Genomic DNA, 16,441 nt, shown 5'->3' with positions numbered 1-16,441 from the left:
CCGAGATGCGCACACCTGCGCCCGTTCACCACGCAGCGCGTTTCACGCGCCGAGCGCGCGGGCCAGGTGCGGCCAGGAATCGTGCAGGTCCGTTTCGAACTGGCCCCAGGTGTGCGAGCCCTCCGGGCGGTTGACATGGATCGCGGGTAGGCCGAGGTCGGCGAGACGGTCCGCGAAGGCCGCCGTGCACGAACTCGCGATCGCCTCGATCGGCGGGAACGGCAGGCCGCCGCGATCGATCTCGCCGGGAGTGCCGGAGGCGGCGGACAAGTAGATGGCCTTCCCGGCGAGAGCGGACGCATTGGCGAACGCGTCGTGGACCCGCCAGATCGCCTCGCCGGGCGCGCCCCACATGTTCGCCGGGTTCCCCCCGCCGCGAATCACCTGCGCGCTGACCATCGCCACGCCGGCGGCGTCCGAGGCCCAGGGGCAGCCACTGTAGGCCGCCACAGCGCGGTACGTATCGGGTGCTTGGATCGCGAGGTCGATCGCCGAGGCCGCGCTCATCGAGACGCCCGCGATCGCGTTTCGTCCGGTGGCGCCCAGCTCGTGGTCGAGGGTGGCCGGAAGTTCTCGAGTGAGATAGGTCTGCCACCGGTTGCGGCCGACCGCAGGGTCATCGGCGAGCCAGTCGGTGTACATGCTGTAGGCGCCCCCGACCGGCATCACCACGTTGACATGCTTGTCGGCGAAGAACTCCCGGACGTCCGTGTCGTCCCACCACGAGATCCCGTCGACACCACCGCCGATGCCCGTGAGCAGGTACAGCGTAGGCGCGGGTCCACCGCCCGCGGCCCGGATCACCCGATGGGTGACCACCCGATCCATGGCGGGCGAGTAGACATCGATCTGCGATACGGAGCCACCGAGAGGGGTTCGGCCGACCACGTGCGCTCGCGTGGGGGTGGCTTCGGCAGGGCTGACGGAGGACACGGACGCCGCAACAGCGGTCGCCAGCGCGCTGAGGAGCGCGCCCAAATACTTTGAAGCACTCACGATTACGTTGTACCCATCCACCGGCGATGCACTCCGAACAGCGGGCTGCGCACGCGTCCGGCGGGAGCCTGCGCCGAGCGCGAAAATTGCACGGGGGCAACAGGTCCGTGGCATGTGTCCTGCGGCGCACGCGCCAGCGCTACAGCTCAGTGCAAATTGCGACTGCGGCACGAACAGCAACCATCCTCGATGAACTGATGGCCTGCAACGAATTCCGGTAGCCGACTGCCCGCCCAGCGGCACCGAAAATAGGCTGTCCGATACGCAGCGAGCACTATCGGCGATAAGTGATCCCGCAGCGTGCAGCGATTGTCAACGCGCCCAGCAAATCCGAAAACGGACAAAATCGGATCGGGAGATGCATTGCCCCGGTGCTGGTCCAGGGCAGTTAATGGTGTAGAGCCGGGCCACCGAAAAGGTCGCGCACCCCCCGGTGCAGTCGAACCAGCAACAAGGAGGCAGCGTCATGCCTACTATCACTTCTCTATCTCCCACCTCCGGGCCAGCTTCCGGAAATAACAGCGTGGTTATCAGCGGCAGTGGGTTTACCGGTCCCACCACGGTCCGGTTCGGTACGACCGCGACCACCTTCACGATGAATTCCCCTTCGCAGATAACGGCGATCGCGCCGCCGGGGACGGGCACGGTGCAGGTCACCGTCTCCAACGCAGAAGGAACGAGTAATGGGTTTCCCTATACCTACGCTCAGGTTCCCTCGCTGACGTCGCTCAGCCCCACCGGAGGACCGGCCGCCGGTGGGACTTCGGTGACTATCACCGGTTCGGGTCTGACCGGCGCAACCGCCGTGAATTTCGGTGCTACGCCCGCGACTTCGTTCACCGTGTTGTCGGATACGCAGCTCACAGCGGTCGCTCCGCCCGGGGCGGGCACGGCACAGGTGACGGTCACGACGCCGTCCGGTTCGAGTAATGCTCTTCCGTACACATATGTGGGGGTTCCCGTGATTGCTTCGATCAGTCCGAGTGCGGGTCCGGTGACCGGCGGGGTCCTGGTGACCTTGACCGGTACGGGGTTCACCGGCGCTACCGCCGTGAATTTCGGTGCTACTCCGGCGACGTTCTACGCTGCGTTGTCCGATTCGTTGATCGTCGCGCTGGCTCCGCCGGGAACGGGGACGGTTCCGGTCACGGTGACGACTTCGGCCGGTACGAGCGCCGGTGTTTCGTTCACGTACGTGCCTGCCCCCACATTGACCTCGATCAGCCCGACTTCTGGCCCGGTGACCGGAGGGACCACAGTCACTCTGACAGGCACGGGATTCACAGGTGCTACAGCGGTGTTCTTCGGCATCCTTCCGGCGGCATCGTTCACGGTCAACTCGCCTACGCAGATCACCGCGGTCACTCCGGTGGGGATCGGCACGGTGCCCGTCACGGTCGCCACCCCGGGCGGTATCGCTACTGGGGTTTCCTTCACTTACGTGCTGCCGCCGATCCTGTTCTTCTTGAATCCGCCGGTGGGACCGCCGGCCGGTGGCACTACGGTGACTCTCACCGGCGTGGGTCTGTCCGGCACCACCGGAGTCAATTTCGGTGCTACGCCGGCGACTTCGTTCACCGTCGTGTCGGATAACCAGGTCACGGCGGTCGCTCCGCCCGGAACGGGCACGGTGCAGGTGACGGCCATTACTCCGTCGGGTGCGAGTAACGGGTTGCCGTTCACGTATGTGGGGATTCCCGCGATCGTTTCGATCAGCCCGAGTTCGGGTTCGGTGAACGGCGGAGTCTTGGTGAACTTGACCGGCACAGGGTTCACGGGCGCCACCGCCGTGAACTTCGGTGCTACTCCGGCCACGTTCTTCATCGCGTTGTCCGATACCTCGATCATCGCGTTCGCTCCGCCGGGAACGGGGACGGTGCCGGTGACGGTGACGACCGCGGCTGGTACGAGTGCCGGGGTTTCGTTCACGTACGTGCCTGCTCCCACGCTGACGTCGATCAGCCCGACTTCCGGTCCGGCGACCGGAGGAACCACGGTGACGCTGACCGGTTCCGGATTCACGGGTGCAACCGCGGTGTTGTTCGGCATCCTTCCGGCGACATCGTTCACGGTCAACTCGCCTACGCAGATCACCGCGGTCACTCCACCCGGCCTCGGTACGGTGCCCGTCACGGTCGGCACCCCAGGTGGTCTCGCTACTGGGGTTTTCTACACCTACAGCTGACGGAATTGCCCCCACAGGCCTCGCTTTGAGGGAGGCCATGTGTGAGCACCGAAGGGACCGACTCGGATCGCGGGCCGGTCCCTTCGGCCGCGTGGTCGCTCCGGCAAGGATGTCCCGCAAGACATTTCAGTCGTCGATGTTCCGGTCGGCCCGCAATGTCCGATCGAGAAACTCGAGCACAGTGTCGATGTAGGTGCCTGGTTCGCTGGTGAATTCATTGCTCCTGGCTTTCGCGTAGTTCGGATCAGGGCAGGATCAGCGGGATTCCGTCATGGCGGCGAGGTCGTCGTGCACCGGCTGGGCGAGCCTCGGTGCAGTCATGTGCCGGTTGCCGTCAGGCGTTCACGTGGTCGCCCGCGATTCGCGTACGGCTTCGTCGCGGGAACCGCAACACTCCGGCTGCCCACAGCGCGACGCCGATGTACAGCACCTGCTCGGGGATTCGCGCCCACAGCGGTGTAGCGGGTGCGTCGTTGAACGGCACGTCGGAGACGGCGGCGTAGATATTGGCGGGCAGCATCACGACGAACAGCGCGACGAGCCCGAGTCCGGCGGGTCTGCGGGTCCGCGTGCGGAACAGCCCCAGCGCGCCGAGCAGTTCCAAGACGCCGGTCAGATAGATCATCAGACTGGGGAGCGGCACGAATGGCGGCACCATGGGGATGAAATCCGCGTGTGTGGGCGCGGGGGAGTCCGCGAATGTCCCGGGAAGGAAGTGCGTGATGCCGGTCATGATCAGCATCACGCCGAGGGCGTATGCGGCACAGGTAGGCCAGTCGGTGAACCGGCGAGCGCCGAGTGCGCCTGCCGCGCGCAGCAGGAGCAGCGTGGTCAGTAGAACGAGCAGGGTTTCCATCATGCCTCCATGGGGACGGACCGGTTGGGCGCCGGAGCTTTGGTGAGCCGGATGAGCAGGTGGAGCAGGACGCCGATCGGCGCGAACAGGATGGTGAGCAGCAGCAGGGGGCTGATCAGCAGTGGCGGCAGACCGCGAGTGCGGCTGTCGAGGAAGATCCATCGTCCGAGGAACAGATCGAATCCCACGAAGTGTGCCCAGGCTGCCGCCGCGCCGGGTCCGTCGCCCAGGATGCCCTGCAGCCCTGGCAGATTCGGGTTGATCAGTGCACCGGCGAATGCGCCGAACTCGGGGGCGACCAGCGCCGCGTAGATGATCAGCGGTGGAAGGCAGATGAGCGGTGACGCGACCACAGCGCTTGTCCGCTCCCATCTCGGCGCCAGGATCATCAGGGCCCAGAACGGCGCGGCGAACCAGAAGGTGAGGTGGAAAAGAAGGTTCGTCATCGGCTGGCACCTGCCGGGGCACGTTCCACTACCACCGGTTTCGGTCGCAGTGCCGCAGCCGCCGAACCTGCTGCGGCACTTGCGATCACACCGAAGGCCACCAGCGTCGCCGCATCGGGATGCACCACCGACTGCCCCCGCAATGCCTGCCAGGTGAGCACCGCGACCACAGCGCCATAGGTCGCCGCGGCGATCTTGACGAGCGTTCGTCTGGTCTCCATTGAGCGCAGTACCGGAATCCGCCGCGCCGCCAGTTCCACCGCGAGCACAACCAGGGGAATCACCTGCAACGCGTGCATTCCGAGGAAATGCGGAACCCGTAGATCGCCTCCGGCGGTGCTCCAGCCGAGAATCGGCAACCCTGGTCCGCCATCGGGAAGGCCGACGGTGTGGGCCCCGCTGATCGAACCGCCTTCGGCCCGCTGTTCCGGCGTTTCCCGAAGCATCAAGAACCCCAGCGCTGCGCCTGCGAGCGCAAGCACGGTGCCGCACCGGATCGCCGCGTTGCGGGCGTGATCGGCCGTCGGATCGATGAACAGCACCACCGACACGACCAGCGTGGCGATCCAGACCACCACGATCGACGAGCCCATGGTCTCCCACAGCGCCGCGTTCACCGGCGTCGTGAAATTGAAGTGGCTGGTCGTGCCCCGCAGGATCTGGGTCACGATGACGACCAGTTCCAGCGCGAGGCCCAGCGCCGCGATCGTGCCCGCCCACCACGCGGTCCGGCGCCAGCGGGTGAGCTGGGCGATCAACCATGCCCAGGTCACGGCGTAGATCAGCACGGAAAGGGCGAACTTGGCCGATTTGGCCCAGATCGGCAGCCCGGTGAGGGTGCGATCGTCGACCACCATTCCCGCGATCGACCAGACGACGAGCAACGCCATCGCTACGGCGAGCAGCATCAGCGGGCGATGCCAGGAGAGAACCAGATAGCGCTGGGACAGGGCGGTCACGAGCGTCAACCTTCCGAGGAACTTAGACTATCGATAGTTGTACTATCAGTACTGATTATGGATAGCTGTACTTTCCACTGTCAAGATGAGGATCGAGACCGAGGAGTCCGATGCGGATCGCCGAACTCAGCCGCGTCAGCGGCGTTTCTGCCGCGACGATCAAGTACTACGTGCGCGAGGGGCTGCTGCCTCCGGGTGTGCGAACCCATCGCAACCAGGCGGAATACCGCGACGACCACGTCAGCCGCCTGCGGCTGATCCGTGCGCTGCTCGATATCGGCGGCCTGTCCATCGAGGCGGCCAAGGAATTGCTCGCGGTGCTCGACAGCGGCAGCCTGTCCGCCCGCGACTCACTCGGCCACGTCCAGTACGCGCTGGGCGGGCGCAGGTCGCTGGTCGGTGCCGAGCAGCGAGAGGCGGCCGCCCGAGACGTCGCCGCCCTGCTCGACCGGCGGGGCTGGCGGATTCACGAAGACAGCCCTGCGCGCGGCGCCCTCGTCGACGTTTGCGCCGCCCTGCGCCTGCTGGGCCACGCCGACGTGGTCGCGGCGATGGACGAGTACGCGGGCGCCAGCGAAGCCATCGCCGCCACCGACATCGCCCTGGTCGGCAATGAACGCGGCCTGGAGCGGATGACCGAAACCGCGATCGTCGGAACGATCCTCGGCGACACTCTGCTCTCGGCGCTGCGCCGCCTGGCTCAGGAGCATCTCTCCGGCACGCTGCTGCCGCCGCGCGAGGCCACGTCTTCCGCATCCGGCGAGGTTTAGCCGGGGCGTCGAGCGGCATGTCCGAAGCAGGGCCATTTCCGATCGAAAGGAGTTGCTCATGACCGATCAGCTCGACGGCACGAGGGTCCTGATCATCACCTCGAACATGGGGGTGGAGCGGGACGAACTTTTGGTGCCGCGCGATGAGTTGCGCAAGCGGGGCGCACTGGTCACCCATGCCGCGCCCAAGAACGAACAGGTGCAGACGTTCCGGCATGATGTGGACAAAGACGCTGTCGTGCAACCGGATTCGTCGCTGCACGAGGTCTCCGTGGACGACTTCGACGTGCTCGTGGTGCCCGGCGGCACGGTGAACGCGGACAAGCTGCGGGTCACCGACCGGGCGGTCGAGCTGGCCAAGGAGTTCGCGGGCGCGGGCAAGCCGATCGCCGCGATCTGTCACGGCCCCTGGCTGCTCGTGAATGCCGAGCTGGTTCGCGGTAAGACACTGACCTCGTACTTCACCTTGCGCGCCGACCTGATCAACGCGGGCGGTGCGTGGGTCGACGAACCGGCGGTCCGCTCCGCGGAGGACGGCTGGACGCTGCTCACCTCGCGCAACCCGGGCGACCTGCCCGACTTCATCACCGCCATCACGCGAGAACTGGTTCCGGCCTCGCGCTGACGTGCCGAGACCGGCGGGCCGAGCAATTGCTGGTCGTGCCGACTCATCCCGGGTCGCAAGTATTGGCAATGTGCCAATACTCTGTTGGCGCGGCCGGTGAGGGCCTACGCTTCGCTGAGGTCCACCGAGGTGGCCGTGGCAGAGACAACGAGGTGCCGGCCACCTCCGGTGTGAAGGGATGGTCGCGCGGATGAGCGACGTCGATACTCCTCCGTTCAAGGATGTCGTCAACAGGGCATTGGAATTCACCATTCCGATCGCGCACAAGATGGGTGTGCAGGCAGTCGAGGTGCGGCGCGGCTTCGCGGCCACCTCGGTGCCTGTAGAGGGAAACGGCAACCATTTCGGCGTGATGTACGCGGGCGTGCTGTTCACCGTCGCGGAGATCCTCGGAGGCGCGATCGCCATCGCCACTTTCGACACCGCGGCGTTCTATCCGCTGGTGAAGGACCTGCACATCTTCTTCCGCAAGCCGGCCAAGACCGACGTGCGCGCGGAGGCGACGCTGCTGGAGGACGAGATCGCGCGCATCACCGCCGAGGCCTCCGCCCACGGCAAGTCCGACTTCACCTTGCGGGCGGTGGTGACCGACGCCGACGGCGTGGTGGTCGCCGAAACCGAGGGGCTCTATCAGCTGCGGGCGCACGGGAAGTAGCCCGAGCCGTCGCCGTCGGTATGGTCGCCGCCAGTTCGAGCGACGGCACTTACGTCGCTGATGCGCCCGCGCCGGCCGGTGTGTGACGCACGCTGCGGTGTGAGGTCGCGGGGGCGTCCCCGGACCGGCGGAGCAGATAACGAATCGAACGTCAGGGCCGATCCGCCACGTCGATCAGTGAGGTGCGGCAGGCTGCGGCATGTGGGGTCACGGGACCATCCCGACTCGGCGGCTGAGATAACGAATCGAACCTCGAGCGCCCCGTGACCCAGCGTGCACCCAGGCCGCGAACGCGGGTGCGCTCTTCTCGCACCATTCGGACCTGCGGAAATGCGACCCGTTTCACGATTTCGCGGTGATCTCCATCACATAACGGAGCTATAACAGCTGATCCGTATCGGCGTGTTTCCCGCAATCAACCAGCGAGTATGGCTATTAGTCTCGACCACTGGTTCACGCTATTCGGACGTTATCCGTACGTGATCTGCCGCGACTTCTCCGCTAACGTCGGTCACGGCTCGGAGCAACACCGAGATCGAGCTCGAATCGCTGAACGCCGGAAACCCTGTCCCGCGGTTCGAGTATCCCCGACATCACCTGGGGACAGGGACGCGGCGAAACTTCGCCGAGTCGGTGGGCGCAGGCGGGAATCCACATGTCGCAAAACCGTAAATTCACCACTCGTGTCCTCGGCTTCACCGCGGCTCTCGGCGCCCTCGTCGCCGTTCCGTTCGCTCTGTCCACTGCCACCGCCACCGCGTCCGGCCACAACTGGGATGCCGTCGCGCAGTGCGAGAGCAGTGGCAACTGGAGCACCGACACCGGTAACGGTTTCTCCGGTGGTCTGCAGTTCACCCAGAGCACCTGGGAGGCCAACGGTGGCACCGGCCGCCCGTCCAGCGCGAGCAAGGCTGAGCAGATCCGCGTCGCGGAGAACGTGCTCGCCACTCAGGGCCCGGGCGCTTGGCCCGTGTGCGGCGCGTACCTCTGATGCGTGATCCCGGCGCCTACCGTGCAATGCGGTAGGCGCCGGGCTATTTCATAGCGACATTGCTGATCGCCGTATTCACGCAGTACTTCGCAATTCGCAATTCAATTATCGAGCCGAATCCAGATATTTCATGCGAGGATTCGGCATCGTCTTCGGCGCCGGATCTCCCCGGCCCGGTCGCGGCCCGGTAACGAGGGCTCAGGCCCACCAGGCCCGGTCGAGACGTCGGGCCGCCTCGGCACCCGGTGCCCCGTGACCAGGGCGGAGCAGGCTCATCCGAGGCGTTCGATGATGGTGGCGTTGGCCGGACCGCCCGCCTCGCACATCGTCCGCAGTCCGTAGGGGCCGCCGGTCTGCTCCAGGTGATTGGCCAGATGCGGGTGCCTGCCGCGCCGAGCGGATGTCCGAGGGCGATTGCGCCGCGGCCTCCTCGCTCATGATCAGCGCGGCCGATGCGCCGTCGGTCAGCGGCGAGGAGTTGCCCGGAGTGATCGACCACGCAATCTCCGGAAATCGCGTTCACCTCTCCGGCCATGTCGTCCAGGGAGACCTTCTCAGGCGGGGTAGGTGTGTATTTCGGTGGCCTTGACCGCGGCCCACAGTCGCATGCCCGGCCGTAGGCGCAGCTCCGCCACGGTGGCAGGCGTGACGTCGGCGAGCACGGGTGGTATCCCGTCCAGGCGGACCCGGATGGTGTGGGCGTGCTGCTCGATACCGGCGATGGTGACGGGCCAGCTGTTGCGTGGGCTGCCTTCCGGCGGCGCGGGGTGCAGACCGACCGCGGTCGGCGGGAAGGCGATGTGAACCGGTCCTCGGCCGGGCTCGGCCACGGTGAAGGTGCCGCCGTCGGCGAACTCGACGGTGGTGCCGCGAGCGGTGCCGCGGTAGAGGTTGAGGCCGACCAGGTTGGCGACGTAGTCGGAGCGCGGGCGCCGGGCCACTTCAGCGGGCGGGCCCTCCTGCACCACGGCGCCGTGCTCGATGATCACGAGGCGATCGGCGAGAACCATCGCATCGAGCGGATCGTGTGTGACCAGCACGGTGTGACCCGGGTAGTCGGCGAGGTGGTGGGCAAGATCCGATCGGACCCGTGCACGCGTACTCGCGTCCAGCGCGGCCAGCGGCTCATCGAGCAGCAGTAGTGCCGGGTCGGTGGCGAGCGCCCTGGCCAGCGCGACCCGCTGGGCCTGGCCACCGGACAAGGTGCGCGGTCTGGCCCCGGCCTGCTCGGCGAGGCCGACGCGCCGCAGCCAATGCGCGGCGCGGTCGCGGGCCGCGGCACGACGATGTCCGCGGGCGCGCAGGCCGAACGCGATGTTGTCCAGCGCGCTCAGATGGCCGAACAGCAAGTAGTCCTGGAAGACGACACCGACCCGGCGACGCTCGGCAGGCAGGAACACCTTCGGTGGTGCGTCCCAGGTGTCGCCGTCCAACCGGATCGCGCCGCCGGTGAGTGGCGTCAATCCGGCCAACGCGCGCAACGCCGTGGTCTTGCCCGCGCCATTGGGCCCGAGCAGAGCGATCACTTCGCCTGCCGTGACGTTCACCGGGATATCGAGCCGGAACCGCTCCCGGCTGACCCGCAGATGCGCTTCGAGCGTCATATCGCCCCCCGGATCCACCGCTCCCGCAACGCGACCAGCACCGCCACCGAAACGGCGAGCAGCACCAGACTCAGCACGATCGCGTCGTCGGGATCGGTCTCCAATGCGAGATAGACGGCCAGCGGCATCGTGGTGGTCCGACCGGGGAAGTTGCCCGCGAACGTGATGGTGGCGCCGAATTCGCCGAGGGCCCGCGCCCAGCACAACACCCCGCCCGCGACGATGCCCGGCAGTACCGACGGCAGCGTGACCCGCCGGAATGTCAGCCAGCGTGACGCGCCGAGCGTCGCGGCCGCCTCCTCGAACCGAGGATCGGCCGCTCGCAGCGCACCCTCCACCGAGATCACCAGGAACGGCATCGCCACGAAGGCTTCCGCGACCACCACGCCCGCGGTCGTGAAAGGCAATGCGACGCCGAACCATTCGTACAGGTACCGGCCGACCAGCCCGCGCCTGCCGAGCACGAGGAGCAGGGCGACGCCGCCGACCACCGGCGGCAACACCAGCGGCACGGTGACCAGCGCCCGGATCAGCCCACGCCCCGGCACCTCCCCGCGGGCCAGCAGCCAGGCCAGCGGAATGCCGAACACCAGGCAGAGCGCCGTGGCCAGGCTCGCGCACAGCAGCGAAAGCCGTAGCGCCCGGCCGACTTCGGCGGTCAACAGCCGATCGGGCAGGGTTCGCCACGGCGCGCGCAGCAGCAGTCCCAGCAGCGGGACGACCAGGAATGCCAGCGCGCACAGTGCGGGCAGCACCAGAACGAGCGGTCGTCGTCCCGACGGTGCCCAGCGCCGCGCCGATCGGATCACGGTGCGTCGAATCCCGCCTTCGCGAACACCGCTCGCGCCTGCTCGGATCGCACGAACTCGACGAACGCGGCCGCTGCCGCGGCGTTGGGCGCGTGCGCCAGCGGCGCGACCGGGTAATCGTTGACCGCCTTGCCGGCCTCCGGGAAGGCGATGCCCTCCACCTGGCCGCCGCCCGTTCGCACTTCGGTGCGATAGACCAGTGCCGCGTCGACTTCGCCGAGCTTCACCTTGGTCAGGACCGCTTTCACGTCCGCCTCGTGGGTGTCGGGCTGGGGGTTGATGCCCGCCACCTGGAAGACCGTCTCGGCGGCGGCTCCGCACGGCACCTGCTCGGCGCACAGCGCGATCTTCGGCTCGGTCTTGCCGAAGTCGGCCAACCCGGTGATCCGGCCCGGGTTGCCCTTGGGTACCGCGATCTCCAGGCGGTTGCGTACGAAGGTGGCCGGGACGGCGGTCACTTCGCCTTTGTCCACGACCTGCTGCATGTTCTTCGGCGCGGCCGAGGCGAAGACGTCGGCGGGGGCGCCCTGGATGATCTGCTCGGCCAGCGCGGAACTGGCGCCGAAGCTGTAGACGACCCGCACTCCGGGGTGCGCGGCCTCGAATCGGCGGCCGAGCTCGGTGAACGTCTCGGTCAAGGAGGCGGCGGCGAACACCGTCGCGGTGCCGCCGAGCGCGTCCGAACCGGCGGGTCCGGCCTGGTCGGCGCCGCAGCCCGTCACCACCACGGCGGCGGCCGCCACGCTCAGCGATCGAATCATCCTGGTCAACTTTCCGGTACCTCCACCACGACGTGCGTCGATTTGACCGACGCCACCGCGACGCTGCCGACCTCGAGCCCGAGTTCGTCGACCGATTCCCGGCTCAGCAGCGACACCAGCCGGAACGGACCAGCCTGCATCTCGACCTGCGCCATCACGGTGTCTTTCACCACCCGCGTGACGATGCCGCGCAGCCGATTGCGGGCCGACGCGGCCACGATGACGCCGGGCTCCGGCGCCTCCGCGTTGGCCCGGAGGAATTCGGCGAGTTCCCGGCCGCGGACGCCTTTGCGCCCGCTGTCGAGCTGGACGGCGGTCAGCTTGCCCTGATCGATCCAGCGCCGCACGGTGTCGTCGCTGACCCCGAGCAGCGCCGCTGCCTCACTGATCCGCAAATTCGACATGCGGAGCAGTTTATTTCCGCATCTGCGGAAAGCAAGCGGCGAAAGTGGATCGTGATGTTCCCCGCTTTCGCGGGATGTCAGCGGTGCGAAGCGCGGCTAGCGAGTTTCCGCGCGCTAACTCTGGCCGGAGCCGGTCGGCTGGCCCGGATACAGGCGCTGGATCGTCAACGCGGCGGCCAGCAACCGCGAGTCGTGCGGATCGGTGGGATCGACACCGGTGAGGTCGGCGACGCGACGCAAGCGGTAGCTGAAGGTGTTGGGATGCACGTGGATCTCGGCGGCGGCGGCTTTGCGGTCGGAGCCGTGACGCAGGTGCGCGTCGAGCGCTTCGAGCAGGTGCGGGCTGTCCAGAATCGGGGCGATGCGCTCGGCCAGCCGGGCGCGGGCGGTGCCCGGTCTGGTCAGCTGGTATTCCAGCAGCAGGTCGTCGAGCTGGTAGACACCCGATGGCCGGCCGAGCAGCCGGGCGAGTTCGCCGAGGTCGGTGGCTTCCTTGGCGGTCTGCGGAATGGCATCCATCGGCACGGAGGGATATTCGGCGAGGAACACCGGCACGCCGAATTGTTCGGTCAGCTCCGAGGCCAGCCGCGCGTAACGCGTGTCGTCGATCTCGGCGTCGGAGGCGCTGGGCAGCAACGCGATTCCCGTCCAGCCGTCGAAGGTGGCCAGCGTCGTCGTGCCTGCGAGGGCGTCCAGCGCGCGGTGCAGGATGCGGATGCGGCGCCGGCCGAGGAGCGTCGCGACGGTGCTCGGCTGGTCGTCGTGCCGGATGTGGATCGCGAGCACGGTGTAGTGCTCGGCCAGGGCGGTGTCGGCTCGCGCCGCCAGCTCCGCGGCGGGCAGCCCGTGCAGCAGCGCCGAGCACAGCGCGCGCCGCGCTTCGCGCTCGGCGTTGTAGATGGACTGTTCGACCTCGGTGTAGGTCTCCACGACGGTGATGTTGATCTGCATCAGCAGGTCGAGCAGGCGGCTGCCGATCAGGACGAGGTCGTCGAGCTCCTCGCGGGAAGCCAGGGCCGCGGCTTCTTTCAGCACCGACTGCGCGGAACCGTGAATGGCCTCGATCAGGATGGGCAGCGGAAACCGGTCTTCGGCATGCCGCTCGGCCACCGGGGCGACGAAGGTCGCGACCTCGGTCTTGGTGAAATTGCGCTGTTCGCCGATCGCCTGGAGCACTGCGCGGCCGCAGGCGTAGATCGCGGGCAGCACCTCGGCGGTGAAATGCCCCTCCGGCAGATCGGCGGCCGGTGGGGTGGTGCCCAGCCCCGCGGCGAACATGCGCTCGGCGATCTGCGGCCAGCGGGTGAGCAGCCGGGCAACCAAAGGAGCATCACCGGCAACCGGGGACAACGCGACGGACATGGGCCGATTGTTTCCGACCACACAACCCGCGGCAAGGTTCTGCGAGGCAGCCCCCGAATTTTGGCTCCGACACCAATTTCCGGGCGGAATCTTCTCCTCGCGGTGCAGTGACACCGGCCGGGCATCGCCATAGATTCGGACCGCGGCTCGTGAATATGGTCCCGATCACATAACCGGTCGAATGTGTCGTGGCAAACATTGTGTGGCGGTGGTCTATTCGGCGCCGGGGCCGCGCATCTTCGGCGGGAACGGAAGTGAATCGGATGTTTGCAATGCGGCACAACGCTCGACGGGCAATTCTGGGGGCCGCGGTGATCGCGGGCGTGACCATCGCGACGGCGCTCGGTACCGGGCTGGCGTACGCGCAGGAAATCGAACCGACACAGCAGGCGCTCGCGGAGTACATCGACGCGGGCCTGGCCCCAGCTCCGGACGGCAGGCAGCCGCGGGCGATCGTGGACTCCGGCAGCTCATCAGGTTGGGCGACCAGCGTGGCTTCCGACACGTTGGGGGAGGGGCCGGAGATGTCGGCGTATCTGGCCGCGTACGCCTACGGCCTGGTCCATCCCGACGTCGCCCCGCCAGGGGCGAATCGCTGGAACTGCACGCCGACGGCCGAACACCCGCGGCCGGTGGTCCTGCTGCACGCCACGTGGCTGAACGCCTACGACAGCTTCGCCTACCTCTCGCCGCGCCTGGCGCGCGCCGGTTACTGCGTGTTCGCCTTCAACTTCGGGCGCTCCGCTCTGTTGGACGGTGGCGGGCTCGGCGCGATCATGCCCGGCCGCTACGGACTCGGCCGGATGGAGGAATCGTCCCGTCAATTGCGCGATTTCGTGGATCGCGTGCTGGCCGCGACGGGCGCGCAGGCGGTCGACATCGTCGGGCATTCCCAAGGCGGCACGGTCGCCAACCACTATCTGAAATTCGACGGCGGCGAGGGCAAAGTCGGCAAGCTGATCAGCTTCGGCGCCACCCACCACGGCACCTCGCTGATGGGCATCGCGACGCTGGGACGGATCATCAACAACCTGGGCGTCGACATCCTCGGTTTCTACGAACCCTTGGTCGGCATGTCGAATATCCAGCAGGCGGCGGGCTCGCCGTTCTACGCCAAGCTGAACGCGCAGGGCGACACGGTACCCGGTGTGGCCTACACGTCGGTCGCCTCGCGCTACGACGAAATCATGAACCCCTACCACTGGACCTTCCTGCAGCCGGGCCCCGGCGCGACCGTGGACAACATCACGCTGCAGGACGGATGTGAGCAGGATTATTCCGACCATCTGACGATCATGTATTCCCCGCGTTCGGCGTCCATCGTTTTGCACGCGCTCGATCCGGTCGCGCACCCGACGCTGGAATGCACCTTCAATCCCTGGATGGTCGGCGGCAACGGCAGCCTGTGAGTGGCGCTGTCACTGCATCGACAGGAGAAACCGCGACCGGCTAATTGGCACCCGGAACAATTCTTTTCCGGCCGCCGCATTGGTTGGGTGGAGTACGGGCACGCCGCCATTTATCGCCGGCGATGCCGGAACCACCGCGGTGCCGTCGGAAAGGATGAACCGGATGAGTGTGGAGCCCGAGTGGGATGCGGGTGCGGTGTCGCCGGATCCGACGGCGTCCTCGCATCGGCCGAGCCTGCCCGAAGACGATCCGTTCTACACACCGCCCCCCGCGGCCGGACGATTGCGTCCCGGCGCCATCATCCGCTCGCGCGGAGTGGAGATCGGATTCTTCGGCCTTGTGCGCCAGCGCATTTCGGCGTGGCAGCTGCTCTATCGAACCTGTGATCTCGACGGCGTTCCCGAGGTCGCGGTGACCACCGTACTGCTGCCGTGGGGCGCGGATCCTGCCGAACCGCGGCCGCTGGTCTCCTTCCAGTGCGCGATCGACGCGGTCGCCTCGAAATGCTCTCCCTCATACGCGCTGCGGCACGGTGCGCGGGCGCCGGGGTCGATTCCGCAACTCGAGTTGCCGCTGATCGTCAGCGCGCTGGCGCGAGGCTGGGCGGTATCGATCCCGGATCACGGGGGAACCACGGGCCGTTTCGGCGTCGCCAGAGAGCCGGGGTATCGCGCGCTCGACGCCATCCGCGCGGCTCTCGCCTTCGCCCCGCTCGGGCTGGATACGACGACACCCGTTGCGCTGTGGGGATATTCGGGCGGTGGATTGGCGACCGCATGGGCCGCGGAGATGGCCACCGAGTACGCGCCCGAGCTGAACGTCGTCGGCGCGGTCGCCGGATCGCCGGTCGGCGACCCGGCCGCCGCGTTCGTCCGGCTCAACGGCACGCTGTTCGCGGGGTTCGCCGCCGTCTTCACCGCGGGACTGCGGCGCGGGTATCCGGAACTGGACCGCCTGCTGACCGCACACTTGGACGCGAGGTACCTCGGCTGGATGGCCCAGGCCGAGAAGTCCGCGACCTTCCCGCTGCTCTACCGATTCGCCCGGCGCGACGTCGAAAAGCACAGCGGGAAGGATCTCGCCGCCATGCTCGCCCAGCCCGGACTGCGGCGCATTCTCGACGACATCCATCCCGGCCGTCGCGCCCCCGCCATGCCCATGTTCGTGCTGCAGGGCGTGCACGACGAGGTGATCGCGGTCGAGGACGTCGACGGCCACGTGGCGCGCTACGCCGACGCGGGCGTTCACGTGCGCTACCTGCGCGACCGGCTCAGCACCCACCTGCTTCTGCAATTCCAGGCACTGCCGGTGATGGTCGACTGGATCGCGGCACGCTTTGCCGACCGCGAGCTGCCTCCCGCGGGCACCGAGACCGTCTGGTCGCTCGCCTTCGCCGGACCGTGGGTGACCGGTCACCTGCGCTTCGCGGGCCTGCTGGTCCGGATGTGGCTCGGTCTGCCCATCCGCGCGCCGCGCGTGCTCGCTGCACCGCGTATCCGTCCGCGCCGCCTGTCCATCCTTCCCGCGGCACTGCGCAACCCGTTGTCCTGACCCGCTCCCTTCCTCGCATCGCGCCGCTGAGCAGGCGAGATCTCGCAGGGCGTCTTG

Annotated in this window: 15 protein-coding genes and 2 pseudogenes; 7 read left to right on the top strand and 10 right to left on the bottom strand. The window is 67.6% G+C overall.

Features of this window, described 5'->3' with window-relative positions:
• Positions 1-42 precede the first annotated feature (42 nt).
• Entirely contained in the window at positions 43-996 is a 954-nt protein-coding gene (locus AB0M45_RS08355) for an alpha/beta hydrolase family protein (RefSeq protein WP_364324303.1), read from the bottom strand.
• 466 nt (positions 997-1,462) lie between these two features.
• Here AB0M45_RS08355 and AB0M45_RS08350 point away from each other — a divergent pair, with 466 nt between their 5' ends.
• Positions 1,463-3,181 carry an IPT/TIG domain-containing protein gene (locus tag AB0M45_RS08350; protein WP_364324300.1) on the top strand — a complete coding sequence of 573 codons (1,719 nt, stop codon included), beginning with the start codon at positions 1,463-1,465 and terminating at the stop codon, positions 3,179-3,181.
• A gap of 334 nt (positions 3,182-3,515) precedes the next feature.
• Here AB0M45_RS08350 and AB0M45_RS08345 read toward each other — a convergent pair whose 3' ends face one another.
• The 3 genes from AB0M45_RS08345 to AB0M45_RS08335 are packed head-to-tail and all read right to left on the bottom strand — an operon-like array spanning position 3,516 to position 5,442.
• A complete protein-coding gene (locus AB0M45_RS08345) occupies positions 3,516-4,040 on the bottom strand; it encodes a hypothetical protein (RefSeq protein WP_364324297.1) in 525 nt (174 codons plus the stop codon).
• Entirely contained in the window at positions 4,037-4,483 is a 447-nt protein-coding gene (locus tag AB0M45_RS08340; protein ID WP_364324294.1) for an ABA4-like family protein, read from the bottom strand. Before AB0M45_RS08340 ends, AB0M45_RS08345 begins: the two co-directional genes overlap by 4 nt.
• A complete protein-coding gene (locus tag AB0M45_RS08335) occupies positions 4,480-5,442 on the bottom strand; it encodes a hypothetical protein (RefSeq protein WP_364324291.1) in 963 nt (320 codons plus the stop codon). Before AB0M45_RS08335 ends, AB0M45_RS08340 begins: the two co-directional genes overlap by 4 nt.
• Before the next feature lie 110 nt (positions 5,443-5,552).
• Here AB0M45_RS08335 and AB0M45_RS08330 point away from each other — a divergent pair, with 110 nt between their 5' ends.
• The 4 genes and pseudogenes from AB0M45_RS08330 to AB0M45_RS08315 form a co-directional block, all read left to right on the top strand.
• Positions 5,553-6,212, top strand: coding sequence for a MerR family transcriptional regulator (locus tag AB0M45_RS08330; protein ID WP_364324288.1), 660 nt, complete (start codon positions 5,553-5,555; stop codon positions 6,210-6,212).
• A 58-nt stretch (positions 6,213-6,270) separates the two neighbouring features.
• Positions 6,271-6,837 (top strand): type 1 glutamine amidotransferase domain-containing protein, encoded by a 567-nt coding sequence (locus AB0M45_RS08325; protein ID WP_364324285.1) that lies wholly within the window; start codon positions 6,271-6,273, stop codon positions 6,835-6,837.
• Between the two features lie 190 nt (positions 6,838-7,027).
• Positions 7,028-7,492, top strand: coding sequence for a PaaI family thioesterase (locus AB0M45_RS08320; protein WP_364324282.1), 465 nt, complete (start codon positions 7,028-7,030; stop codon positions 7,490-7,492).
• A gap of 655 nt (positions 7,493-8,147) precedes the next feature.
• Positions 8,148-8,480 (top strand): annotated as a pseudogene (locus AB0M45_RS08315) (transglycosylase family protein); the annotation flags it as partial.
• A gap of 275 nt (positions 8,481-8,755) precedes the next feature.
• Here the strand turns inward: AB0M45_RS08315 and AB0M45_RS08310 are convergent.
• The 6 genes and pseudogenes from AB0M45_RS08310 to AB0M45_RS08285 form a co-directional block, all read right to left on the bottom strand.
• A pseudogene (locus AB0M45_RS08310) lies at positions 8,756-8,999 on the bottom strand (hypothetical protein); the annotation flags it as partial.
• 38 nt (positions 9,000-9,037) lie between these two features.
• A complete protein-coding gene (locus tag AB0M45_RS08305; protein WP_364324279.1) occupies positions 9,038-10,087 on the bottom strand; it encodes an ABC transporter ATP-binding protein in 1,050 nt (349 codons plus the stop codon).
• Positions 10,084-10,896, bottom strand: coding sequence for a molybdate ABC transporter permease subunit (gene modB, locus AB0M45_RS08300; RefSeq protein WP_364324276.1), 813 nt, complete (start codon positions 10,894-10,896; stop codon positions 10,084-10,086). Before modB ends, AB0M45_RS08305 begins: the two co-directional genes overlap by 4 nt.
• Entirely contained in the window at positions 10,893-11,657 is a 765-nt protein-coding gene (gene modA / locus AB0M45_RS08295) for a molybdate ABC transporter substrate-binding protein (protein ID WP_364324273.1), read from the bottom strand. The genes modB and modA overlap by 4 nt, the downstream gene beginning before the upstream one ends.
• A 5-nt stretch (positions 11,658-11,662) precedes the next feature.
• Positions 11,663-12,061 carry a helix-turn-helix transcriptional regulator gene (locus tag AB0M45_RS08290; protein ID WP_364324270.1) on the bottom strand — a complete coding sequence of 133 codons (399 nt, stop codon included), beginning with the start codon at positions 12,059-12,061 and terminating at the stop codon, positions 11,663-11,665.
• 114 nt (positions 12,062-12,175) lie between these two features.
• Complete coding sequence (locus AB0M45_RS08285) at positions 12,176-13,423, bottom strand: helix-turn-helix domain-containing protein (RefSeq protein WP_364324267.1); 1,248 nt, start codon at positions 13,421-13,423, stop codon at positions 12,176-12,178.
• 272 nt (positions 13,424-13,695) lie between these two features.
• Between AB0M45_RS08285 and AB0M45_RS08280 the strand changes: the two genes are divergently transcribed.
• Both AB0M45_RS08280 and AB0M45_RS08275 read left to right on the top strand, forming a co-directional pair.
• Complete coding sequence (locus AB0M45_RS08280; RefSeq protein WP_364324264.1) at positions 13,696-14,832, top strand: alpha/beta fold hydrolase; 1,137 nt, start codon at positions 13,696-13,698, stop codon at positions 14,830-14,832.
• A 163-nt stretch (positions 14,833-14,995) separates the two neighbouring features.
• A complete protein-coding gene (locus AB0M45_RS08275; RefSeq protein WP_364324261.1) occupies positions 14,996-16,384 on the top strand; it encodes a lipase family protein in 1,389 nt (462 codons plus the stop codon).
• The last annotated feature ends 57 nt before the right edge of the window (positions 16,385-16,441 follow it).

It is taken from the genome of Nocardia sp. NPDC051787, assembly GCF_040681325.1.
Taxonomy (GTDB): domain Bacteria; phylum Actinomycetota; class Actinomycetes; order Mycobacteriales; family Mycobacteriaceae; genus Nocardia.
Note: the sequence above shows the minus strand (reverse complement) of the source record. Positions and strands in the feature narration are given on the sequence as shown.